Here is a 23262-nt window from a genome sequence, read left to right on the forward strand (position 1 = left end):
GTCGCAAGTCGACGAATCGGGGAGGAGCGCGGTCAGTCGAACCAACGGGACCACGTGGCGTTGAAGTGTGGCGGCTCGCCCGAGTATCCGTGGTCGCGCAGGGCCTGGAACACGCGCCACACGATCGCCCGCTTCGTCGCGAGATCGGTGTCGTAGACCACGATCACGGTCCAGCCGAGCTTCTCGAGCGCCTCGCGCCGGTCCCGATCGCGGGCCCGCTGGTGCTTCGACCGTTCGTGCCACACGCCGTCGTACTCGACGATGACGCGGTAGTCCTCGTACACGAGGTCGCACCGGGCGACGAACAGGCCGGCCCGATCGAACAGCCTGGGGTTGCAGTCGGGCTCCGGTAGGCGAGCGAACACGAGAGCCAGCCGTACGAGCGTCTCCATCGGCGACTCGACGCGCTCGCGGACGAACGCGAAGGCGCGGCGGGCCCGCAGGACGCCGTCGAGGTGGCACTGCTGGAGGTACGCCGCGAGCTGCGCCCTCGTCGTGTGCTCGCGATGGATCAGGGACTCCGCCGCCTGGACCAGCTCGATCGTGTTCAGAATCGTCGCACAGTCGACGTACGTACGGTTGGGGCCGGTGCACGCGATCGCATCGCGGACGTACGGGTGGAGCCGACCGCGCCGACGGTGAAGACGGAGCTCGGGTCGGAGCACGTGCTGGGTGGTGTTCGTCGAGAAGTGCAGCGGGTGGAGGCGGCGCAGCTCGAGCCCCCACAGTCGCAGCGCCGAGAGGTGGCTCGCGACGGCGTCTTCGGGGAGGGTGCGGAGCGCGGCGCGCAGCCACGTCGTGAGCGTGAGCGGGGTGTCCGCGACGACGTAGACGCCGCGAAGCAGCCGTCGAAACCGTCGGGTCCTCAGATGATGGCGCTCGACACCGTACGGGGATGCGTCGGCGAGCGTGAACGGCCGTCCTCGGAGCGCGGGCGGGATCGAGTCCATCCCGACAGCCTGGTCCGTATGAGTCGTCCCGTGAGCGGTGCTCGATCAGGCTGTGGACAAGGCCCCGAGCGACCGCGATTTGTCGAGTTGCGGCGCGATCCCGCTATTGGATTCGCGCCGCAACTCGACAAATCGCGGTCGGTGGGTCAGCCCAGGACGAGGAGCAGGTCGCCGCCCTCGGACTGGTGGGGGGCGTCGATCACGAGCCGGGCGACCGTGCCGCCGACCGGGGCGGTGATCGCAGCCTCCATCTTCATCGCCTCGATCGTCGCCACCACCTGACCGGGCTCGACGACGTCCCCGACACCGACCGCCGGCGTCACGACTCCCGCGAACGGCACGGCGACGTGCATCGGGTCGGACGCGTCGGCCTTCTCCGCGCTCGCCACGTCGCTCGCGATCGAGCGGTCCCGCACCGTCACCGGACGCAGCTGGCCGTTGAGCGTGCACAGGACGTTGCGCAGCCCGCGGGCGTCGGCGTCGCTGATCGCCTCGAGCCCGAGGATCAGCGTCACGCCCTCCTCGAGCCGTACCTCGACGTCCTCGCCCGCCCGCAGGCCGTACCAGTACGAGGCGGTCGGCAGGACCGAGACGTCGCCGTACTCGCTGCGCGCCTTCTCGAAGTCGCTCGTCGGGCCGGGGAACAGCAGACGGTTGAGCGTGCGGCGAGGATCCGCAGCCAGGCCCTCGCGATCGGCCGGCTCCAGGGCGGTCTCACCCGGCTTCACCGTCCGCCCCTCGAGTGCCCGCGTCCGGAACGGCTCCGGCCACCCGCCCGGCGGGTCGCCGAGCTCGCCCGCGAGGAAGCCGATCACGGAGTCCGGGATGTCGTAGGTGCTCGGGTTCTCCGCGAAGTCGCGCGGGTCCGCCCCGACCGCGACCAGGTGCAGCGCGAGGTCGCCGACGACCTTCGAGGACGGTGTCACCTTGACGATGTCCCCGAGGATGTCGTTCGCGGCGGCGTACATGTCCTCGATCTGCTCGAAGGAGTCGCCGAGGCCGAGCGCGATCGCTTGCTGCCGCAGGTTCGACAGCTGCCCGCCGGGGATCTCGTGGCGGTAGACGCGCCCGGTCGGGGACGGCAGCCCGGCCTCGAACGGCGCGTAGACCTTGCGCACCGCCTCCCAGTACGGCTCGAGGTCGTTGACCGCGCGCAGCGACAGGCCGGTCGTACGGTCGGTGTGGTCCGTGCTCGCGACCAGCGCCGACATCGGCGGCTGCGAGGTCGTGCCGGACATCGACGCGGCCGCGGTGTCGACCGCGTCCACCCCGGCGTCGATCGCCGCCATCAGCGTCGCGAGCTGACCGCCGGGCGTGTCGTGGGTGTGCAGGTGGACCGGCAGGTCGAACCGCTCCCGCAGCGCCGTGACGAGCCGGCGGGCGGCGGGGGCGCGCAGCAGCCCGGCCATGTCCTTGATCGCGAGCACGTGCGCACCGGCATCGACGATCCGCTCGGCGAGCCCGAGGTAGTAGTCGAGCGTGTAGACCCGCTCGTCGGGGTCCATCAGGTCGCCGGTGTAGCAGAGCGCGACCTCGGCGACGGCCGTCCCGGTCGCCCGTACGGCCTCGATCGCCGGACGCATCTGCTCGACGTCGTTGAGCGCGTCGAAGATCCGGAACACGTCGATCCCGGTGGCGGCAGCCTCGGCGACGAACGCGTCGGTGACCTCGGTCGGGTACGGGGTGTAGCCGACGGTGTTGCGCCCGCGCAGCAGCATCTGGAGGCAGACGTTCGGGACCGCCTCGCGCAGCGCCGCGAGCCGCTGCCACGGGTCCTCGGACAGGAAGCGCAGCGCCACGTCGTACGTCGCGCCGCCCCAGGCCTCGATCGACCACAGCTCGGGCGTGGTCCGCGCGACGACGGGCGCGGCGGCCATCAGGTCGTACGAGCGCACGCGGGTCGCGAGCAGGGACTGGTGGGCGTCGCGGAACGTCGTGTCGGTCACCGCGACCTGTGTCTGGGCGCGCAGCCGCCGCGCGAACTCCTCCGGCCCGACCTCCAGCAGCAGCTGCCGCGACCCGGACGGCGCCGGCACCGACAGGTCGACGGGCGGGAGCTTGGTCCGCGGGTCGACGAGGTCCGGCGCGGCTCCGTGCGGGCGGTTGACCGTCACGTCGGCGAGGTAGCTGAGCAGCTTCGTGCCGCGGTCGGCCGACGGCTGCTGGTCGGGCAGCTCGGGGTGGTCGTCGATGAACGAGGTGGTCACGCCGCCCGCGACGAAGTCGGAGTTGCCCAGCACGGCGGAGAGGAACGCGAGGTTGGTCGTCACGCCCCGGATCCGGAACTCCGCCACCGCACGCCGGGCCCGCTCGACCGCAGCGGAGAAGTCGCGGCCGCGGCAGGTCAGCTTGGTGAGCAGCGAGTCGAAGTACGCGCTGACCTCGGCCCCGGCGTACGTCGTGCCGCCGTCGAGCCGCACGCCCGCGCCGCCGGGGGAGCGGTACGTGGTGATCCGGCCGGTGTCGGGCCGGAAGCCGTTGGCCGGGTCCTCGGTCGTGATCCGGCACTGCATCGCCGCCCCACGCACCGTGATCGAGTCCTGGGTCAGGCCGAGGTCGGCCAGCGTCTCGCCGGAGGCGATCCGCATCTGCGCCTGGACCAGGTCGACGTCGGTGACCTCCTCGGTCACGGTGTGCTCGACCTGGATCCGCGGGTTCATCTCGATGAAGACGTACGACCCGTCGGGCCCCAGCAGGAACTCGACCGTGCCCGCGCACGTGTAGCCGATCGACTGCGCGAACCGCACGGCGTCGGCGCACATCCGCTCCCGGACCTCGGGGTCGAGCCGCGGGGCGGGCGCGATCTCGATCACCTTCTGGTGGCGCCGCTGGACCGAGCAGTCCCGCTCGTACAGGTGCACGACCTCGCCGGTCGCGTCGGCGAGCACCTGCACCTCGATGTGGCGCGGGTCGACGACGGCCTGCTCGATGAAGCACGTCGGGTCGCCGAACGCGCCCTCGGCCTCGCGCATCGCGGTCTCGACCGCGTCGCGCAGGTGCGCCGGGTCGTCGACGCGACGCATCCCACGGCCGCCGCCACCGGCGACGGCCTTGACGAACAGGGGATACGGGAGGGCGTCGGCGGCCGCGACGAGCTCGTCGGCGTCGCGGCTCGGGGGGACCGACGCGAGCACCGGGACGCCCGCGGCACGAGCCGCCTCGATCGCACGGGCCTTGTTGCCGGTCAGTCGCAGCACCTCGACCGACGGGCCGACGAAGGTGATCCCGGCGTCGGCACAGGCCTGGGCGAGCGCCGGGTTCTCCGACAGGAACCCGTAGCCGGGGTAGACCGCGTCCGCACCCGCTCGTACGGCGGTGGCGACGATCTCCTCCGGGTCCAGGTAGGCGCGCACGGGGTGGCCGACCTCGCCGATCTGGTAGGCCTCGTCGGCCTTCAGGCGGTGCTCGGAGCCGCGGTCCTCGTACGGGAAGACGGCCACGGTCCGGGCGCCCAGCTCGTAGCCGGCTCGGAACGCACGGACGGCGATCTCGCCTCGGTTGGCGACGACGATCTTGCGGAACACTCAGGAACTCCGATCGGGAGCGCGACAGTTCTCGGCTCGCGCGGCGGTGGCGCCCGGGCCGGTCACAACGTATCGCGGCTCACAGCGGCCGCTCGCGAGCGGTCGCAGTCCGGACGCACCCGGTGCCGCCACCGACGCTAGCGGCGCGACCAGCGCTTGATCGCGTGCACCTGGGTGACGAGGTCGGGCTTCAGCGCCCCGTACCCGCTCGACGCCCAGGGCTCGCGGCCGCTGTCGAAGTAGTGCACCGGCTCGCCGCGGACGACGACGTCGAGCGTGTCGGGGGTGCGCCCCTGCTTGAGGTCGCTCCGGCAGGCGGGGCAGACCGGCACGTCGACTCTCTCCGAGCGTCCCTTGAGCGTCACCTTCCCGGTGGCACGGGCGTGCAGCGGGTTCAGGAAGCAGGGCGTGGAGGGGACGTACGGCCGGCCGTCAGCGGCCGAGGCCAGCGCGTCGTGGCCGCGGGCGACGAGCACGACGACCCCGACGATGTCGAGCACGTCGGTCGGCGTCCGGGGGTTGCGGTCGTCGCCGCCGCGGACCCGGCGGGCAGCGTCGTAGTGGTCCAGCACCGCGCGCCACGTGGCCGTGTCCGACGACATCTCGGCTTCGTCGATCGCCTCCCCGAGCGCCAGCAGGTCCGCGTCGGCCCGCCGGGTGAGCTGCTCGTCGTGCGCGGCCCGCACGCGGTTCAGCACCGAGTCGGGCAGCGCGAACGTGCTGCCCCCGCTGTTCGCGGGCTTGCGCTTGGACCTCAGCCGCCAGACCAGAGCGCCGGCGACGAGGACCGCGACGACGGCGACCGAGATCGACACGCCGACGGCAGCGCCACCGCCGTCGTCGTAGGACGAGGACGAGCCGGTCGACGTGGAGGACTCGCTGCTCGCCTGGTAGTCCGCCCACGCCGCGTCGTACCTCTCGGTGACGGTGCCGTCGGCGAGCATCGCGGTCGCGTCGACGAGCTGGGCGCCGACGTCGCCGGGATTGTCCGCCTCGGCCGCGAACCCGGCCTGGTAGCCGAGGTACTCGTCCATCGTCGTGGTGTCCCAGGACTTCGCCTCGGTCCGGGGCTCGGAGAAGCCGGGGTCGGCGCCGAGGTAGAGCCCCGGCTCCGGGTTGTGGTCGTGCAGGGTCGCGAGCAGGTCGTCGACGCGCCCGCCGAACTCGTCGCCGTAGTCCAGCGGGTAGGCCACCACGTACATCGGCTCGTCGGCGCGGGCGATGTTCTGGGCGATCTGCGACTCCTCCGCCTGCGAGACCTGGCTTCGCATCGACGGGTCGACGTACACCCCGGACTCGGACAGCGAGGCCCAGATCGCGTCCAGGTCCGCGGGTGCGCCGCTCATGCCGACCGCCCGGTGACCAGGGTGCGCCAGCGCCCCGGCAGCAGGAACGACCGTCCGGCGATGACGCGGACGATGCCGACGACCAGCATCAGGGCCGGGTACGCGCAGAGGACCATCAGCAGTCCCGCCGTGATGCCGCCGCCGAGTCCGCCCCAGTAGTCGAACTCGTCGGCGGGTTCGAGGGTCGTGGAGTCGACGGCGTCGACGTAGCGCAGGAGAGCGGCGTCGTTCTTGCCGGTCAGGTCGGTGTCGATGTAGCCCAGGTTGCCGCCGAGCGTGCCGGACGTCCCGTACGTGGTGCCGTCCCAGACGAGGTACTGGCCGGGGAGGTCGACGCCCACCATGATCTGGTCGCGGAGGTCGTGCGGGATGAACCAGCCCGACTCGCTCGACTCGTTGATGATCGTGATGAAGACGGCGGGGTCGGACGCGGCCGCCGCGGCGCTCACCGCCGCGCGCTCCTCGTCGGACAGCACGCCCGCCATCTCGGGCACGATGTAGAGGTGGTCCTCGGGCAGGGTCTCGATCGCCGCCGACGCGACGTCGCCCGGGGGCGGAGGCTCGTAGCCGGGCAACGGCACGCCGAGCAGACGGACGGCTCCGACCGCGGCCAGCGCGGCGAGGCCGGCGACCACGATCACCCAGGTGAGACGTGCGAGCACGCTCATCGCGACCGCTCCTTCCGGCCCGCGGCGGCGATGACGTCCGAGGCGAAGTCCGTGCCCGTCGAGCCGTACGCCGTGTCGGCGAACAGCCCGTCCTCGGTGTAGTACGGCTGGGGGCGGCCGCCGAGGAGACCGGTCGGTCCACCGACGAACGCAGACGGTGTGCGATCCCGCGCGATCGCGTGGCGGCAGCTCGTGCAAGCGTGGACGGCGAGCGCGGAGCCGCCGCGCCCGAAGTCGATCGTCGCCGTCGCGCGACCGTGCAGGGGATTGAAGAAGCACGGGCGGTACGGCCCCGGGTCGCTGCCGCGCCGGCGGTCGTCGAGCTCGTGGAGCCCGGCCCGAGCCAGGACGAGGACGCCGACCAGGTGCCGCGTGCCGTCCTTGTCGTCCGGCGCGAGGCGGTCCGGTCCGTCGACGGCGGCGAGGAGCGTCTCGGCGGCGGCCCGGTCGTGCAGCGCGGCGTCGGCGCGCTCGGAGCTGGGGACGCGGCGCAGCCGGGTGACCAGGCGGTCGAGCGCGGACTCGGCGGTCGCGCGGAGGTTCGCGTGGTCGGTGACGGTCGGGCCGGTGGCGGGGATCGCGCTGCCGCCACGAGAACGCGCCCACAGCACGAGACGCAGACCGAGGAGGAAGGTCCCCAGGAACGCGACGGTCGCGAGCATCGCGCGTCCGCCCGGGGTACGGGCGCCGTCGGTGTCGTCGCTGCGGTCGGTGTCGGGGCGCCAGTTCGCAGGGTCGCTCGCGATCTGCTCGACCGTCGCGTCGTCGTACGCCCAGGGCGGGCCGGCCGCGGCGATGGTGGCCATCATCTCCACGATCGCGGGGGTGGACAGGCCTCGTTCGCTGTCGACGTACCGATGCCCCGCCTCCAGCGCGTCGTAGCGGGCCGCGCTGAGGCCGAGCTCGTCGGGCACGCCCCACGCCTCGAGCCCGATCACACCCTCGGAGAGCGCGACGACGTAGACGCCGTCGCCGAGGCGCGAGTGGAGCCGGATCGCGAGGTCGCCCGCCGGGTCGGACTCGTTCAGGGCGGGGACCAGCGCGGTCATCACCACGTAGACCGGGACGTCGAGGGTGGACTGGTCCGTGACCGCGCGGATGCGGTCGCGGGCCTGCGCCGTGGCGCCGTTGCCGAGCACGGACTCGACGAGGATCGGGTCGTCGCCCAGCCGCTCGGCGATCTCGTCGATGCTGGTCGGGACCGGCAGGTCGTTGTGACGCAGCGTGCCGTCGGGGTCGTCGGGCGAGGTCGTCGCGCTCGCGGCCGCCCCCGCTGCGAGCAGCAGGGCGGCGAGGAGCACGAGAAGCACCCCCGCCGGTCGAGCCCGCACCCCCGCCCGTCGAGCCCGCACCCCCGCCCGTCGAGCCCGCATCCCCGCCGGTCGAGCCCGTCGAGACCAGCCGACCGTACGGCGCTGCGGGGGGTGCTGGGTCACGACGGTTCCTCGGTCGCACGGTGGGGGACGCGGCCGAGCAAGGTGATGGCGGCGCGCAACGATTCTAGGGTGCGGCTGTGCCGAGCGGGACGCTGGGCGGTCAGGTTAATGACTGTTAACATCGCGGGCATGGCGTACTCCTTCCTCTCCGACGACCACGAGGCCTTCCGCGGGGTCGTCCGCGACTTCGCCCGGGCCGAGATCGCTCCTCACGTCGCGCAGTGGGACCGGGACCACCACTTCCCGGTCGAGCTGGTCGCGAGGATGGGCGAGCTGGGGCTGTTCGGCCTGACGGCGCCCGAGGAGTACGGCGGTGCCGGCGGCGACTTCACGAGCCTGTGCGTGGCGATCGAGGAGCTCGGCCGGGTCGACCAGTCGATCGGCATCACGCTGGAGGCCGCGGTCGGTCTCGGGATCAACCCGATCCTCACGTTCGGGACCGACGAGCAGAAGCAGGCGTGGCTGCCGGACCTGGTCGCAGGACGGGCGCTGGCCGGGTTCGGGCTCACGGAGCCGGGTGCGGGGTCGGACGCCGGTGCGACGAAGACCCGCGCCGTGCTCGACGGTGACGAGTGGGTCGTCGACGGCGCGAAGCAGTTCATCACCAACTCCGGCTCGGCGATCACCTCCCTCGTCACCGTGACGGCCCGTACGGGCACGCGCGACGACGGCTCCGCGGAGATCTCGACGATCGTCGTGCCGTCCGGCACGCCGGGGTTCACCGTCGAGCCGGCCTACGACAAGCTCGGCTGGCACATCTCCGACACCCACCCGCTGACCTTCGACTCGGTCCGCGTCCCGGCCGCCAACCTGCTCGGGACGCGGGGTCGCGGGTACGCGCAGTTCCTCGCGACGCTCGTCGACGGTCGGATCGCGATCGCCGCGCTCGCGCTCGGCTGCATCGAGGCGTGCCTGGAGATGGCGCGCGGGTACGCGACCGAGCGGACCACGTTCGGTGCTCCGATCGGGCGCAAGCAGGGGGTCGCGTTCCAGGTCGCCGACCTCGCCGTCGCCGCCCGCGCAGCGCGTGCGCTGGTCTACGAGGCGGCGGCGATGAAGGATGCCGGTGTGACCGGCCCCGAGCTCACCCAGGCCGCCGCGGTCGCGAAGCTGTACACCTCCGAGCAGGCCGTCACCGCGACCCGGATCGCGACCCAGGTCTTCGGCGGGTACGGGTTCATGGAGGAGTATCCGGTCGCGCGCTTCTACCGTGACGCGAAGATCCTCGAGATCGGCGAAGGCACGTCGGAGGTCCAGCGGATGCTGATCGCACGCGGCCTCGGCCTCCCGGTCGAGTAGCCTCCGCTCGCGCCCCCGATTCGACGCGTTCTCCACCGTCTGCACGACACGATTCGGTGGCGAACGCGTCACATCGCGAGCGCGGTCAGTCCTCGACCCCGATGTCCTCGTTCCACAGGCTCGGGTTCGAGGCGACGAAGTCGGTCATCAGCGCGAGGCACGCCGGGTCGTCGAGCACGACCAGCTCCACACCCCGCTCGCGCAGCAGGTCCTCGCCGCCGTAGAACGTGGTGTTCTCGCCGACGACCACCCGCGGGATCCCGTACAGCAGGATCGCGCCGGTGCACATGTCGCACGGGGACAGCGTGGTCACCATCGTCGCGCCGGCGTAGACCGATGCGGGCAGGCGTCCGGCGTTCTCCAGGCAGTCGGTCTCGCCGTGCCGGATCGCGCTGCCCTGCTGCACGCGACGGTTGTGCCCGACGGCGAGCACCGTCCCGTCCGCGGCGATCAGGGCGGCGCCGATCGGGATGCCGCCCTCGTCCCGTCCGCGCTCGGCCTCGGCGCGCGCCAGCGCGAGCAGGTCGTGGTCGCTCGGTCGTGACATGGGATCTCCTTCGTTCAGGACTCGGGCCGGTCGGTGCTGAGGCCGTACCGGGCTCACCCGCGCTCGTACGGGCGCAGGTAGGTGGCGGGGTAGCACACGGCGCGGCCCCAGACCGCGAGCGCGGCGATCACCGCGAGGTACGGGAGGGCGAGCATCAGCTCCCGCGGGACGTCGGCGAAGGCCGACGTGATCGCGAGCTGCAGCTGGAGGGCGTCGGTCGCGGCGAACACGAGCGCGCCGCCGACGACGGGCCAGACCCGCCAGCGCGCGAAGATCACCAGCGCCACGCAGACCCAGCCGCGGCCGTTGATGATGTCGATCGTGAAGCTGCCGAGCACGGCGAGCGTCAGGAACGCACCGCCGACCGCCATCAACGCGCTGCCCACCACCAGCGCCCAGGTCCGGGTCCACCGGACCGAGATGCCCGCGACGTCGGCCGCCTCGAAGCTCTCGCCGACGGCCCGGAGCCGGAAGCCGGCGCCGGTCGAGCGCAGCACCCACCATGCCGCCGGCGCCAGCGCGAGGAACGCGACGTAGGTGAGGCCGTACTGCGCGACCACCGGGTTCGCGTCGGTGAGCGTGCTGAACTTCTCGGCCAGCCGCGGCCGCTCACCGGCGTAGCGCAGCCGGGCGGAGAACTCGCAGACCGCGATCAGGAGCAGCGTCAGTCCGATGCCGGAGACGTGCTGGTTGAGACCGAGCCCGACGGTCAGCAGCGCCATCAGAGCCCCGCAGACCATCCCGCCGACGACGGCGGCGCCCAGGCCCACCCAGGGCGACCCCGACTCCAGCGCCGCGACGAACCCGACGAACGCGCCGGCGTACATCACCCCCTCGATCCCGAGGTGCAGCACGCCGGACCGCTCGACGACCAGCTCGCCGATCCCGGCCCAGACCAGCGGGGTCGCGATCGTCAGGGTCGCCCCGACCAGGGCCAGCAGGTTGATGCTCACGAGCGTTCCCTCCTCTCCGTACGGGGCGGCGCACCGTCAGCCGTACGAGGCGGCGGCCGGCGGACCAGGCGGTAGCGTCGTCCGGCCAGGCACGCCAGCACGAGGAGCAGCAGGAGGGCGCTGAACACGTCGCCGAGCTGGGTCGGCACCTGCAGGACGAGGGAGACGTTCTGCGCACCGACGGTGACGTCGCCCAGCAGCAGCGCGACAGCGACGACGCCGAGAGCGCTCAGCCCGCCGAGCGTCGCCACCACGATCCCGGTGTAGCCGTAGCCGTCGCTGATCGTGGCGGTGAGCTGGTGCTGCACGCCCATCACCTGCGACGCCCCGCCGAGCCCGGCGACCGCACCCGAGGCGAGGGCGCACCGCCACTGGATCCGGTCGACCGCGATCCCGCTGAACGCGGCCGCCTTCGGCGACTGGCCGCACGCGCGGATCCGCAGGCCGGTCGCCGTCCTGGTGGTGACCACCCAGGCCACCGCGGCGACGACGAGCGCGATCGCGAAGCCCCAGTGGACCCGGCCGCCGGGCAGGATCGGTCCGAGGTCGTACCCCGCCCCGACGCGGTCGGAGTCGGTGAAGCCGCTCTCGGAGTTGCGCCACGGGCCGTTCAGCAGGCCCTGCACCACGAGCAGGGCGACGGGGTTGAGCAGCAGCGTGGTCACCACCTCGTCGATCCCACCGCGACGACGCAGCCACGCGGGGAGCAGGGCCCACGCGGTCCCGCCGGCGGCACCCGCGAGCAGGCCCAGGGGGAGCGCGATCGCGGCGGGCAGGTCGGCCAACCAGAGCCCGACGGCGGTCGTGCCGACGGTCCCGGCGAGGAACTGGCCCTCGGCGCCGATGTTCCAGTAGCCCGCGCGGAACGCGATCGCCACCGCGATGCCGGTGAAGATCAGCGGGGTCGCGGTGAGCAGCACCTCCTGGAGGCCGTGACCCGAGGTCAGCGGAGTCAGCAGGTACCGCTCGAACGCCGCCGGCGGGTTCGCACCGGCCAGCCGGATCGGGACGGCGGTCAGGGCCAGGGTGAGCACGACGGCGACGGCGACGGCGGCCGCAGCGGTCCAGCGCGGCGGGGTGTCGCGGAGTGCGATCCGCACGGGCATCATGCCGCCTCCCCGCCCGTCATCAGCAGGCCGAGGCGCTGCGGGGTCGCGTCAGCGCGGTCCAGCGCACCGACGACGCGGCCGCGCAGCAGCACGACCAGGCGGTCGGCGAGCGCGAGCAGCTCGTCGAGGTCCTCCGAGATCAGCAGCACCCCGGTGCCCTCGTTTCGCAGGGCGAGGAGCTGCTCGTGGACGTAGGCGTAGGCGCCGACGTCGAGCCCACGGGTGGGCTGTGCGGCGAGGAGGACGCGGGGCCGCCGGGCGAGCGCCCGGGCGAGCAGGACCTTCTGCATGTTCCCGCCGGACAACGTGGCGACCCGGTCGGTGGGACGCGCCCTGATCGCGTACCGCGCGATCAGCTCCTCCGCGTGGGCCCGGACAGCGCCGCGGTCGAGCAGCCCGGCGCGGCGAGTGAACCTGGCGAGGTCCTCGAGCACGAGGTTGTCCTCGACGGTCATCGTGCCGACGACGCTGGCCCTGCGGTCCTCGGTGAGCCGGCCGAGCCCGCGCTCCAGCCGGGCCGGGACGTCCGCGCCGGTGATGTCGTGTCCGTCGAGCTCGATCCGGCCCCCCGACGGGGTCGCCGTGCCGGCGAGCGCCTCCAGCAGCTCGGTCTGGCCGTTGCCGGAGACGCCGGCGACTCCCAGGATCTCGCCCGGTCCGACCTCGAGCGCCACGTCGTCGAGCACCCGTCGACCGGACCGCACCAGCGTGAGGTCGGCGACGGCCAGCCGCGGCCGCGCCGGGCCGTCCTGCCGGGCAGCGTGGGGCTGCTCTTCCGGAGCCGGCTCGTCGGTCGCGCCGAGGGCGCCGGCGGCGGCCGTCGACGGCGGCTCGGCGTCGCCCATCATGAGCGCGGCCAGCGTGCGAGCGTCGACGTCGCCGATCGGTCGCTCGGCGACGACGCGGCCGCGACGCAGCACGACGACGCGGTCGCAGATCCGCTCGACCTCGCGGAGCTTGTGGGAGACGAAGAGGACGCCGAGGCCCGCCGACCGCAACCGGGTGACGGTGGAGAACAGCGCCTCCACGTCCTGGGGGACCAGAACGGCGGTCGGTTCGTCGAGGATCAGGATCCGGCACTCGTGCACCAGGGCCTTGACGATCTCGACGCGTTGGCGCTCGCCGATCGACAGCGCCTCGACCGGGGCGTCCGGGTCGAGGTCGACACCGGTCTCGTCCAGCGTCGACAGCACGCGCGCCCGCGCAGCGGCGAGGTCGACGCGCCCGAGCGGCATCGTGGCCAGCGCCACGTTCTCGGTGACGGTCATCGTCTCCACGAGGGAGAACTCCTGGGTGACGATCCCGATGCCGGCGGCTCGTGCCTCGCGGGGCGACCCGAGCGTGCGCGGCCGCCCGTCGAGGCTCAGCGTGCCCGTGTCGGGCCGCACCAGCCCGTACGCGACCTTCATCAGAGTGGACTTGCCGGCGCCGTTCTCGCCGAGCAGCCCGACGACCTCGCCACGGCCGACCGACAGGCTCACGTCGTCGTTCGCGACCAGCGAGCCGTACTGCTTGGTGACGCCCTGCAGCTGCAGGTACGGGGGGTCGCCCGCGCTCGCGGGGGTATCGAGCCCGGGCGACGTTCCGTCCGTCACTTCCCGCCGGCGTCGACCGACCCCGCGGGGGTGGTCTCGTCGACCGGGGTGACGAAGCTTCCGTCCATGATCTGCGCCTCCTTGTCCTCGACGGCCGCGACGAGGTCGTCCGGGATGCCGCCGACGATGTCGGTGTTGAGCTCGGCGAGCTCGGAGCCGCCGACCTTCATGAACGAGTACTCGCCGAGGTCCACCGCCTCCGCGCCGTCGGAGACCTGGGCGACCACGGCGTCGACGGTCGGGCGCATGTGCCAGATCAGCGACGTGGCGACGTGCCCCGGCGCCTCCTCCTCCTGGTCGACCATCATCCCGATCGCCGGCACGTCGGCCTCCTCGGCGGCCGCGATCACACCGTCGCGCTCGGCGAACAGCACGTCCGCCCCGGCGGACAGGTGCGCCTGCGCAGCCTGCTTCGCGGCGGCGGGGTCGAAGAACGTGTTGATGAACGAGACCTTCACGGTCGCGTCGGGGTTGGTCTCGGTCGCGCCGGCGATGAACGCGTTCACGATCCGGTTCACCTCCGGGATCGGCATGGCGCCGACGACGCCGATGGTGTCGGACTCGGTCAGGCCGCCGGCGAGCATGCCCGCCAGGTACGCCGGGTCCTGCAGCCAGTTGTCGAACACGCTGAAGTTCGGCTCCTGCGGCTTCCCGCCCGACCCGAACGCGAACACGATGTCGGGGTAGTCGGCCGCGACCGCGCGTACGGCGTCCTCGGCGGCGAAGGCGTCGCCGACGATCGCGTCCGGCTGCTCGTTCTCGGCGATGTCGCGGAGCGCGCGCTCCATCGCGTCAGCCGTGGAGAGGTTGTCGACGTGCTGGTACCGGATCTCCCCCTCGTCGGCCGCCTCGGCGAGAGCGGCGTGGATGGCGCCGTCCCACGGCTCCTCCAACGGCGTCGCGAACACGCCGTACACGAGGGGTGCGTCGCCGTCCGCGGTCTCGGACTCCTCACCCGTGCTCCCGCCGCAGGCCGCGAGCGCGAGGAGGGCGAGGCTGCTCGCGGCGACGGCCGCGGTGGTGCGGACGCGGCGGAGCGTACGGCGTGCTGCTCGAGGCGAGAAGGGCTGGCGCATGCGGTTCTCCGAGGTGGTCGGGCTGATCGTGTCCTGCGCAGTCAAGCGTGAGGTGCCTGCTCCGGCAAGGGACAGTTCGTCATTTCGTATCGGTAACGACTGGACGAACTGTCTCCCGTGGGAACGCCGTCTGCGGCAGGGTCGACCTCGTGGCGTTCACGGTGCAGGACCTGCTCGACCATCCCGTCATGGCACCCGCTCGCCCGGAGGTCGTCGTCGGGGACGATCTCGACCGGCGGCCCGTCCGATGGGTGCACACCTCGGAGATCTACGAGATCTCCCCGCTGCTCAGGGGCGGCGAGGTGCTCCTGACCACCGGGCTCGGCCTGGTCGGCCTGTCGGCGGCGGCGATGGGGCAGTACGTCCGTGCGCTCGCGCGCCAAGGCGTGGCTGCGCTCCTGCTCGAGCTGGGGCGGACGTTTCCCCGGGCCCCGCGCGAGCTTCGGGAGGTCGCGCAGCAGCACGGGCTCCCGCTGATCCTCCTCCACGGCGTCGTCCCGTTCATCGAGGTGACCGAGACGGTCCATCCGCTGCTCCTCGACGCCGAGGTGGTGGCGCTGCGCCGTGCCCGCGACGTCTCCTCCCGCCTGGAGCGCGCGCTGGCCGCGGGCTCGGCGACCCGCGACCTCCTGGCCGAGATCACCGACCTGCTCGGGGCGCCGGCGGCGGTGCACAGCCTCGACGGCGACCTGATCGCCGGTGGGGACGTCGGCGGCGCGGCTGCGGAGTCGTTCGCCGTCGACGTCGGGAGCCCGGCGTGGGCACGGCTGGTCGTCGGCGCGCCCGCGTCGCCGACGACCCGTGAGGACGCCGTGCTGTGCGCCAACGCGATCGCGGTGAGCCTCGCGCAGGCGTCGCGTGGCTCCCAGTCCGCGCCCCAGGCTCGGGGCGAGCTGCTCCGCGACATCGCTGCCGGTCGCTACCTCTCGAGCTCGCGGATCGCCGAGCGCGCCGCGGCGGTGGGCTTCGCCGTGCGGTCGGGTGCACGGGCGCTCGGGCTGTGCGTGCACGTGACGACGCTGACGACGGCCGGCACGGGGGTCGCCGCGATCACCGAGGCCGCCCGCGACACCCTCGGGCCGTGCCTGGTCGCCGACGTCGACGGCGAGGTGCTCGTGGCAGCGACCGTGCGGCCGGGCGACCTGCGGGCGCGGCTCGACGAGCTCGCCGACGCGATCGACGCCGAGCTCGCCGCGACCGTCGGCGGCAGCGTGGTCCGGCTCGCCGCGGGCCCGGCCGTACGTGACGTCGCCGGCCTGGTCCGCTCCCTGCCCGGCGCACGCGAGGCCGCCGGGCTCGCCCGCGGGCTGGGTCTCGGGTCGCGGGTCGTGCTGGCCAGCGACCTGGGGGTCTACCGGCTGCTGTCGGCGGTCGTCGCCGACCCAGAGCTGGAGCGCTTCATCGACGAGCAGCTGGGGGCGCTGCTCGAGGAGGACGCCCGGCAGGGGGCAGACCTGATGGCGACGCTGGACGCCTATCTCGAGGCCGGGCTGTCGAAGTCCGGCGCAGCCCGGTCGCTCGGTATCCGGAGGCAGACGCTCTACGGCCGGCTGGAGCGGATCACGCGGCTGCTCGGAGGGCTCGACCTCGACGACCGGCAGCGGCGGACCGCCCTCGATCTCGCGCTCCTGAGCTGGCGGCTGCGCAGCTCGGCGGGCAACCGGGCGTGAGCCCGGGCACGCCGGACCGCGACGCAAACCACGCTCGGCCAAACTGATCGCGTCGGGGCACCGGGCGGTGGTACGACTGCCGCATGGCCGAGGGACCTGCGTACGACCTGCACCGTCCGCGCACCGACGAGTGGGCGCGCGTGCGCGACATCCGGGTGCGGTCGATCCGCGACTTCCCGCTGGCCTTCCTCGAGCCGCTGGAGGACGCGCTCGAGCGTGACGAGGCCGGCTGGCGGGACCGGGTCCGGCGCAACCTGGAGCCGGACGCGCTCCATCTCGTCGCGCGCTGGACGGCCGGCGGCGAGGAGGTCCTGCCCGACCGGTGGGTCGCGACCATGCTGTGCTTCGTCACCGACGGGCCGCCGGACTACCTCGGCCCGATCGCAGGCACGGGTGGTGATCGACGTGCGAACCTCGTCGGCGTCTGGGTCGCACCCGAGGCGCGGGGCGGGCCGGTCGGCCCGGCGCTGCTCGAGGCGATCTGCGCGTGGGTCCGCGACGAGCAGGGTCTGGACGCGCTCCACCTGCACGTCCACGAGCGCAACCCGCGCGCGATCGCGTTCTACCGCCGGCACGGCTTCGTGCTCACGGGGGAGTCGATCGCCGACCCGCGCCCCGACGGCGGTCGCGAGGTGGAGATGGTGCGACGGCTGTGACGAGTTACGCATCCTCGAGGAGCCCGGCGACTACGACGACTTCGACGACATGGGCCGCCACCGTCGCGATCGATGCCTGATGCGGGACATCCACATCGCGCACCTCGACCAGGCGCGCCCGGTGGTCGTGCTCACCCGTGAGCCGGTCCGCGCCGCCCATGCGCCCGGTCACCGATCGCGCCGCGCGCCGTGTGCGTCGCTCGGTGTTCGCGCGCCCGCGAACCATCGTTCACCACAGCCGACGCGGATTGCGCCAGGATGGTGAGGTCGTGGACCGACCCCGAGGAGCTCGCATGCGCAGGACCACCGTCACCGCCACACTCGCCGCCGCCGGTCTGGTCGCGACCGCCGCGCTCAGCTCCACCGCCGCGTACGCGGGCCAGGGTCGCCCCGGCGACCACCACCGCGGCGGGAAGGGTCACGGCCACGGCGGGCACGGTCACACGAAGGACCCGGTCCGGTTCGCGACCTTCAACGCGTCGCTGAACCGCGCCACCGAGGGTGCGCTCGGTGCCGAGCTGGCCTCGCCCGGCAGCGCGCAGCCGGCGGCCGTCGCACAGATCATCCAGACGACGCGCCCGGACGTGCTGCTGCTCAACGAGTTCGACTACGACCCGCAGGCGCTCGCCGACTTCCAGGAGAACTACCTCGAGGTCGGGCAGGACGGTCAGCGGCCGATCACGTACCGCTACTCGTTCATCGCCCCCTCGAACACCGGCGTCCCGTCGGGCTTCGACTACAACAACAACGGCGTGGTCGGCGGCGGCGACGACGCCCACGGCTTCGGGCTGTTCCCGGGTCAGTACGGGATGGCGGTCCTGTCCCGCTACCCGATCGACACCGAATCCGTCCGGACGTTCCAGCTCTTCCGGTGGAAGGACATGCCAGGCGCGCTGCTGCCGGACGACCCGAGCACGCCGGAGCCCGCGGACTGGTACTCGCCGGGGCCGGAGCTCGACTCGTTCCGGCTGTCGTCGAAGAGCCACTGGGACGTGCCGGTCCGGATCGGGCGCGAGACCGTGCACCTGCTCGCGAGCCACCCCACCCCGCCGACGTTCGACGACCCGGCGGTCGACTGGAACGGTCGGCGCAACCACGACGAGATCCGGTTCTGGGCCGACTACGTGGGTCCCGGCAAGAAGGCCGGCGCCTACATCTACGACGACGACGGCGTGTACGGAGGCCTGAAGCCGGGGGAGCGGTTCGTGATCGCAGGCGACCAGAACTCCGACCCCTTCGACGGCGACAGCATCGACGGCTCGGCGCAGCAGCTGCTGGACCACCCGCTGGTCGACTCCCGCGCGACCCCGTCGAGCGAGGGCGGCGTGGAGCAGGCCGCGCTCCAGGGCGGCGCCAACGCGGACCACGTCGGCGACCCGGCGTACGACACCGCCGACTTCGCCGACGGCGCGCCCGGCAACCTGCGGGCCGACTACGTGCTGCCGCGCAAGGGGATGAGGGTCCTCGACGCGGGTGTGCACTGGCCGCTCAGCTCGGACCCCGCGTTCCTGCCGGTCGGGACCTTCCCGTTCCCGAGCAGCGACCACCGCCTGGTCTGGATCGACGTCGCGTCGCCGCGCCGCTGATCCGCCCGCCTAGCGGCCGGCGGTCCACAGGTCGGTCCACGCGACGTCGAGCCGCGCGAGCATCCGGCGCAGCAGCGGCAGCGACAGGCCGACCACGTTGTGGTGGTCGCCCTCGATCCGCTCCACGAACGCACCGCCGAGCCCGTCGATCGTGAACGCGCCCGCGACCGCCAGGGGCTCCCCGCTCGCGACGTACGCGTCGATCTCCGCGTCGGTCACGTCGGCGAAGTGCACGGTGGTCGCGGCCGACTCGGCGACCTCGTGCTGACCCATCCGCGCGGAGTGGCCGGTGTGCAGGACGCCCGACCGGCCCCGCATCGCCCGCCAGCGCTCGCGTGCGACGTCGGCGTCGCCGGGCTTGCCGAGGATCGCGCCGTCGAACGCGAGCACCGAGTCGCACCCGATCACGAGCGCGTCGTCGTCCTTGAGCCGGTGCGCGACCGCGCGGGCCTTCAGGCGCGCGAGCTGTGTCGCGAGCACGGACGCGTCGTCGGAGACCACGAGCGACTCGTCGACGCCGGAGACGACGACCTCGGGCTCGATGCCCGCGGCGCGCAGGGTCGCGAGCCGGGCGGGGGACTGGGAGGCGAGGACGATCCGCACGCGGCCAGGCTAGACGATCGTCGCACCCCGACCCGCCGGCCGTCGCCGCCGCTCGACCCGGCCCGGCCGCCCGATGCATCGTCGTGCGTCGCGCAGGGCGGGGTGTGACACGCTGAGCAGCGTGACCGACGACGCGCACGACCGCAGCCCGCTCGACGCCGAGGCGGTCGCAGCCGCCCTCCGTACGCCCGGCTCGTGGTGGCGTGACGTCCGGATCGTCGCGGAGTCGGCCAGCACCAACGCCGATCTGCGCGCCCTCGCCGCGGCGGGGGCGCCGGAGGGGACGCTGGTCTCGACCGATCACCAGACCGCCGGCAGGGGACGCCTCGACCGTGGCTGGGAGACCCCGTGGGGGTCCGCACTCGCGACCTCGGTGCTGCTGCGCCCGGACGTTCCGGCCGAGCGATGGACGTGGCTCCCGCTGCTCACGGGCGTCGCCGTCGTCGACGCGCTGGCCGACGTCGGCGTGGACGTCCTGCTGAAGTGGCCGAACGACGTGGTCGCCGCCGACGACCGCAAGATCGCCGGCATCCTGCTCGAGCGGGTCGAGACGCCGAGCGGTCCGGCGGCCGTCGTCGGGTGCGGGATCAACGTGACCGTCCGGGCTGACGAGATCGGGGTCCCGACCGCGGTCTCGCTCGCCGACCTCGGCGCGACCAGCACCGACCGCACGACGCTGCTGGTCGCCTACGCGAGCGCGCTCGAGCGGCGCTACGCCGGCTGGGCGGCCGCCGGCGGGGACCCGGCCGCCGGGCTGCGCGACGCGTACCTCGCGGTGAGCGCGACGGTCGGGCGACCGGTCCGTGCGACGTTCGCCGACGGCTCGACCCTCGAGGGCGACGCGGTGGGGATCGACACCGGCGGTCGCGTCGAGATCGCCGCCGCGGGCCGGGTCAGCCCTGTCAGCGCAGGCGACGTGGTCCACCTGCGACCCCGGACGTGACACGATGACCCTGTGGCCGTCTCCAGCAAGCTCCTGATCGAGGGGGAGCGCGAAGTCCTCACCGTCCGCACGCACGTGAAGGCGCTGCTCGTCCCGTTCGTCGTGCTCATCCTGATCGCGGGTGCCGCCGGGTTCACCTCGGCCGTCACCTCCGGCACCGTCCGCCTCGTCGTGATCGTCGTCGCGGTCCTGATCCTGCTGTGGTGGGTGCTGCTGCCGTTCCTGCGGTGGCTGACCACGACGTACACGATCACGAACAAGCGGCTGATCGAGCAGACCGGTCTGCTGACCCGCTCCGGCCGGATCATCCCGCTCAGCCGGATCAACGACGTGGCGTACGAGAAGCACCTGTCCGACCGGATCCTCGGCTGCGGGACCCTGATCGTCCACGACGCGAGCGAGCAGGAGGGGATGAAGATCGTCGACGTCCCCCAGGTCGAGGACGTGCACCGGCAGCTGACCACGCTGGTCTTCAGCGCCCACCACCCCGACTCCGAGAGCGACGAGCGGATCTGACGTGGCCGACGAGCTGACGCGCGCCATCATGGGCGCGGAGCCGACCTTCACCAGCGACGAGGTGGCCGCCGCGGCCGGGATCTCGTACGAGGAGGCGCGCAGGCTGTGGCGTGCCCTCGGGTTCCCCGACTCCGGCGACACCAAGGCGTTCGTGCCCGCCGACGTCGACGCCCTGCAGACCGTGAGCGCGGTGGTCGGGTCGGGGCTGGTCGACGACGACACCGTGGTCCGGCTGACCCGGGCGCTGGGGTCGACGATGTCGCGGCTGGCGGAGTGGCAGATCTCGACCATCGCGGAGCTGCTGGAGCGGCGCGAGGACAGCGCCGCGGGTCCGGAGCGCTGGACGCGCAGCGGCAAGGACGTGGCCGAGGCGATGGGTCCGGTCTTCGAGCGTCTCCTGGTGTACGCGTGGCGCCGCCACCTGGCCGCGTCGGCCAGCCGCGCGCAGGCGCTCGCCGCCGACGAGGAGGACCTGCTGCACCAGACCATGACGGTCGGGTTCGCCGACCTGGTGGCCTTCACCGCGCTCTCGAACGACCTGGCGGACGACGGTCTGGCCGATCTCGTGGAGCAGTTCGAGAGCCGGTGCATCGATGTCGTCACCCAGGCGGGCGGACGACCGATCAAGACGCTCGGCGACTCCGTCCTGTTCGTCGCGGACGGGCCGGAGATGGGCGTGGACATCGGGTTCGCGATCGTCGCGGACATCGGGCGCGACCGCAACCTTCCCGACGTGCGCGTGGGGATCGGCACGGGGTCGGTGATCTCGCGTCTCGGTGACGTGTACGGCCCGCCGGTCAACCTGGCGGCGCGTCTGACCGCGGTCGCGCGGCGCAACCGCGTGATCATCGACGAGACCACCGCCGCCGGGCTGTCGGACCGGTTCGAGACCCGCGCGATGGCGCAGCGGCACCTGCGAGGCTTCGGCAACGTCGAGCCGCTGGTCGTGCGGCACCGCTGGGCGTACAACGGCTGAGCCGGCGGCGGCCGATACGATGTCGGGCGTGAGCAGCCCGATCGACGCCCCCTCGCTCGCGATCGTCGGAGGCGGCCAGCTCGCCCGGATGATGGAGCAGGCGGCGGTCTCCCTCGCGGTCGGCGTCCGGCTCCTCGCCGAGGGGCCCGACGTCAGCGCCGCCCAGGTCAACCCCGACACGACGGTCGGCGACTACCGCGACCTCGCGACGCTCGAGGGCGTCGTCGAGGGGTGCGCGGTCGTGACCTTCGACCACGAGCACGTGCCGCCGGAGCACCTCCGCGCGCTCGACGCGGCCGGACACGCGTGTCGTCCGGGGCCGCACGCGCTGATCTTCGCCCAGGACAAGCAGGCGATGCGCGAGCGGATCTGGGAGCTCGGTGGCCCGAACCCGCGGTGGTCCCCGGTGGTCGACGCCGCCGACGTCGCCCGAGCCGCCGAGCAGGTGGGCGGGTTCCCGGTCGTCCTGAAGACCACCCGCGGCGGCTACGACGGCAAGGGCGTGTGGGTCGTCGACGGACCGGACGCGCCGGAGGTGGCCGAGGCGTTCGCGTCCGGGGTGCCCGTGATCGCCGAGGAGAAGGTCGACTTCGTGCGCGAGCTCTCGGCGCTGGTCGCCCGATCGGCGTCCGGGCAGGTCGCCGCGTACCCGGTGGTCGAGTCCGTCCAGGAGAACGGCATCTGCCGGGAGGTCACCGCGCCGGCGCCGGGGCTGTCCGACGAGGCCGCCGCGGCCGTGGAGATGCTCGCGATGCGGATCGCGGGCGAGCTCGACGTCGTGGGACTCCTGGCGGTCGAGCTGTTCGAGACCGCCGACGGACGGGTGCTGGTCAACGAGCTGGCGATGCGCCCGCACAACACCGGGCACTGGTCGATGGACGGTGCGGTGACCGGGCAGTTCGAGAACCACCTGCGTGCGGTGCTCGACCTGCCCCTCGGCTCGCCGAAGCCGCGCGCACGCTGGACGGTGATGGTGAACGTCCTCGGCGGTGACGTCGGGCACCTGTACGACGCCTACCCGCACGTGATGGCGCGCGACCCGGAGCTGAAGGTCCACCTGTACGGCAAGGCCGTCAAGCCGGGCCGCAAGGTCGGTCACGTCACCGCGTACGGCGACGACCTCGACGACGTACGGGAGCGTGCTCGCCATGCTGCCGCGTGGTTCGAGGGCCGTCTGGACGACGAGGCCGAGCATGACGAGCACGAAGGGCAGGGAGCGCGATGAGTGCGACACCGCGGGTCGGGATCGTGATGGGGTCGGACTCGGACTGGCCGACGATGGAGGCGGCGGCGGTCGCGTTGGAGGAGTTCGGGGTCGCGTTCGAGGCCGACGTGGTCTCCGCCCACCGGATGCCGGACGAGATGCTGGCGTACGGCCGCGACGCGCACGTGCGCGGGCTCGAGGTGATCATCGCGGGGGCCGGTGGTGCCGCGCACCTGCCGGGGATGCTCGCCGCGGTCACGCCGCTCCCGGTGGTCGGGGTCCCGGTGGCGCTCAAGCACCTCGACGGGATGGACTCGCTGCTGTCGATCGTGCAGATGCCGGCCGGTGTGCCGGTCGCGACGGTCTCGATCGGCAACGCCCGCAACGCCGGTCTGCTCGCGGTCCGGATCCTGGCGGCCTCCGACCCGGTGCTGCGGGAGGCCATGGTGGACTTCCAGGGGCGGCTCGCGGAGGCGGCGCGCACGAAGGGGGAGCGGGTCCGTAACCGCGAGTGACACGGTGTTTACATCGTGACGGGCGTCACGTTACTCTCCGGTACGGACGCCTCCCTCTCTCGTCGGGCCGCCGGTCCGGTGCGGGCGTCG

General features: G+C 73.1%; 20 protein-coding genes and 1 pseudogene. 9 read left to right on the top strand and 12 right to left on the bottom strand.

Annotation, left to right across the window (positions count from 1 at the left end; translation table 11 throughout):
- Nucleotides 1-32 precede the first annotated feature (32 nt).
- The 5 genes from CLV56_RS13605 to CLV56_RS13625 all read right to left on the bottom strand — a co-directional run bounded on the left by CLV56_RS13605 (nt 33) and on the right by CLV56_RS13625 (nt 7924).
- Nucleotides 33-950 carry a DUF559 domain-containing protein gene (locus tag CLV56_RS13605; RefSeq protein WP_100414961.1) on the bottom strand — a complete coding sequence of 306 codons (918 nt, stop codon included), beginning with the start codon at nt 948-950 and terminating at the stop codon, nt 33-35.
- Nucleotides 951-1096: 146 nt separating this feature from the next.
- Nucleotides 1097-4474, bottom strand: coding sequence for a pyruvate carboxylase (locus tag CLV56_RS13610; protein ID WP_100414962.1), 3378 nt, complete (start codon nt 4472-4474; stop codon nt 1097-1099).
- Nucleotides 4475-4611: 137 nt separating this feature from the next.
- Nucleotides 4612-5820, bottom strand: a complete 1209-nt coding sequence (locus tag CLV56_RS13615; protein ID WP_039346960.1) for a hypothetical protein — start codon at nt 5818-5820, stop codon at nt 4612-4614.
- Entirely contained in the window at nt 5817-6488 is a 672-nt protein-coding gene (locus tag CLV56_RS13620) for a hypothetical protein (RefSeq protein WP_039346962.1), read from the bottom strand. Before CLV56_RS13620 ends, CLV56_RS13615 begins: the two co-directional genes overlap by 4 nt.
- Nucleotides 6485-7924, bottom strand: a complete 1440-nt coding sequence (locus CLV56_RS13625) for a hypothetical protein (protein WP_157805163.1) — start codon at nt 7922-7924, stop codon at nt 6485-6487. The genes CLV56_RS13620 and CLV56_RS13625 overlap by 4 nt, the downstream gene beginning before the upstream one ends.
- A gap of 129 nt (nt 7925-8053) precedes the next feature.
- Here CLV56_RS13625 and CLV56_RS13635 point away from each other — a divergent pair, with 129 nt between their 5' ends.
- The gene (locus tag CLV56_RS13635) at nt 8054-9223 is read left to right on the top strand and encodes an acyl-CoA dehydrogenase family protein (RefSeq protein ID WP_039346966.1); all 1170 of its coding nucleotides are present in this window, start codon (nt 8054-8056) and stop codon (nt 9221-9223) included.
- Between the two features lie 85 nt (nt 9224-9308).
- On the opposite strand, the gene CLV56_RS13640 is transcribed toward CLV56_RS13635, so the two are convergent.
- From CLV56_RS13640 to CLV56_RS13660, 5 genes are read right to left on the bottom strand one after another with little or no spacing between them, the layout of a single operon-like run.
- A complete protein-coding gene (locus CLV56_RS13640) occupies nt 9309-9770 on the bottom strand; it encodes a nucleoside deaminase (RefSeq protein WP_039346968.1) in 462 nt (153 codons plus the stop codon).
- Nucleotides 9771-9823: 53 nt separating this feature from the next.
- The gene (locus CLV56_RS13645) at nt 9824-10723 is read right to left on the bottom strand and encodes an ABC transporter permease (RefSeq protein ID WP_039346971.1); all 900 of its coding nucleotides are present in this window, start codon (nt 10721-10723) and stop codon (nt 9824-9826) included.
- Nucleotides 10720-11829: an ABC transporter permease gene (locus CLV56_RS13650; RefSeq protein WP_100414963.1), complete on the bottom strand. Its 1110-nt coding sequence runs from the start codon at nt 11827-11829 to the stop codon at nt 10720-10722. Before CLV56_RS13650 ends, CLV56_RS13645 begins: the two co-directional genes overlap by 4 nt.
- Nucleotides 11829-13427 carry an ABC transporter ATP-binding protein gene (locus tag CLV56_RS13655; RefSeq protein ID WP_100414964.1) on the bottom strand — a complete coding sequence of 533 codons (1599 nt, stop codon included), beginning with the start codon at nt 13425-13427 and terminating at the stop codon, nt 11829-11831. The genes CLV56_RS13650 and CLV56_RS13655 overlap by 1 nt, the downstream gene beginning before the upstream one ends.
- Nucleotides 13424-14503, bottom strand: a complete 1080-nt coding sequence (locus tag CLV56_RS13660; RefSeq protein ID WP_039347069.1) for a BMP family protein — start codon at nt 14501-14503, stop codon at nt 13424-13426. Before CLV56_RS13660 ends, CLV56_RS13655 begins: the two co-directional genes overlap by 4 nt.
- Nucleotides 14504-14652: 149 nt before the next feature.
- On the opposite strand from CLV56_RS13660, the gene CLV56_RS13665 reads away from it, so the two are divergent.
- On the top strand, nt 14653-16173 hold the full coding sequence (locus tag CLV56_RS13665) for a PucR family transcriptional regulator (protein ID WP_039346973.1): 1521 nt from the start codon (nt 14653-14655) through the stop codon (nt 16171-16173).
- Nucleotides 16174-16256: 83 nt separating this feature from the next.
- On the top strand, nt 16257-16829 hold the full coding sequence (locus CLV56_RS13670) for a GNAT family N-acetyltransferase (protein ID WP_100414965.1): 573 nt from the start codon (nt 16257-16259) through the stop codon (nt 16827-16829).
- A 4-nt stretch (nt 16830-16833) separates the two neighbouring features.
- On the opposite strand, the gene CLV56_RS20640 is transcribed toward CLV56_RS13670, so the two are convergent.
- Nucleotides 16834-17001 carry a hypothetical protein gene (locus CLV56_RS20640; protein ID WP_157805164.1) on the bottom strand — a complete coding sequence of 56 codons (168 nt, stop codon included), beginning with the start codon at nt 16999-17001 and terminating at the stop codon, nt 16834-16836.
- Between the two features lie 121 nt (nt 17002-17122).
- On the opposite strand from CLV56_RS20640, the gene CLV56_RS13675 reads away from it, so the two are divergent.
- Nucleotides 17123-18415, top strand: coding sequence for an endonuclease/exonuclease/phosphatase family protein (locus CLV56_RS13675; RefSeq protein WP_039346980.1), 1293 nt, complete (start codon nt 17123-17125; stop codon nt 18413-18415).
- Here the strand turns inward: CLV56_RS13675 and CLV56_RS13680 are convergent.
- Nucleotides 18411-19018 (bottom strand): annotated as a pseudogene (locus CLV56_RS13680) (Maf family protein); the annotation flags it as partial. The gene CLV56_RS13675 and the pseudogene CLV56_RS13680 overlap by 5 nt on opposite strands.
- A 121-nt stretch (nt 19019-19139) precedes the next feature.
- Here CLV56_RS13680 and CLV56_RS13685 point away from each other — a divergent pair.
- The 5 genes from CLV56_RS13685 to purE are packed head-to-tail and all read left to right on the top strand — an operon-like array spanning nt 19140 to nt 23172.
- Nucleotides 19140-19961, top strand: coding sequence for a biotin--[acetyl-CoA-carboxylase] ligase (locus tag CLV56_RS13685; RefSeq protein ID WP_245857827.1), 822 nt, complete (start codon nt 19140-19142; stop codon nt 19959-19961).
- 12 nt (nt 19962-19973) lie between these two features.
- Entirely contained in the window at nt 19974-20477 is a 504-nt protein-coding gene (locus CLV56_RS13690) for a PH domain-containing protein (RefSeq protein WP_039346984.1), read from the top strand.
- A gap of 1 nt (nt 20478) precedes the next feature.
- Nucleotides 20479-21453 carry an adenylate/guanylate cyclase domain-containing protein gene (locus CLV56_RS13695; RefSeq protein WP_039346987.1) on the top strand — a complete coding sequence of 325 codons (975 nt, stop codon included), beginning with the start codon at nt 20479-20481 and terminating at the stop codon, nt 21451-21453.
- Between the two features lie 19 nt (nt 21454-21472).
- Nucleotides 21473-22678 (top strand): 5-(carboxyamino)imidazole ribonucleotide synthase, encoded by a 1206-nt coding sequence (locus CLV56_RS13700; protein ID WP_100414967.1) that lies wholly within the window; start codon nt 21473-21475, stop codon nt 22676-22678.
- Nucleotides 22675-23172 carry a 5-(carboxyamino)imidazole ribonucleotide mutase gene (gene purE, locus CLV56_RS13705; protein WP_039346989.1) on the top strand — a complete coding sequence of 166 codons (498 nt, stop codon included), beginning with the start codon at nt 22675-22677 and terminating at the stop codon, nt 23170-23172. Before CLV56_RS13700 ends, purE begins: the two co-directional genes overlap by 4 nt.
- Nucleotides 23173-23262: the final 90 nt, after the last annotated feature.

The organism is Mumia flava (genome assembly GCF_002797495.1).
Taxonomy (GTDB): Bacteria; Actinomycetota; Actinomycetes; order Propionibacteriales; family Nocardioidaceae; genus Mumia; species Mumia flava.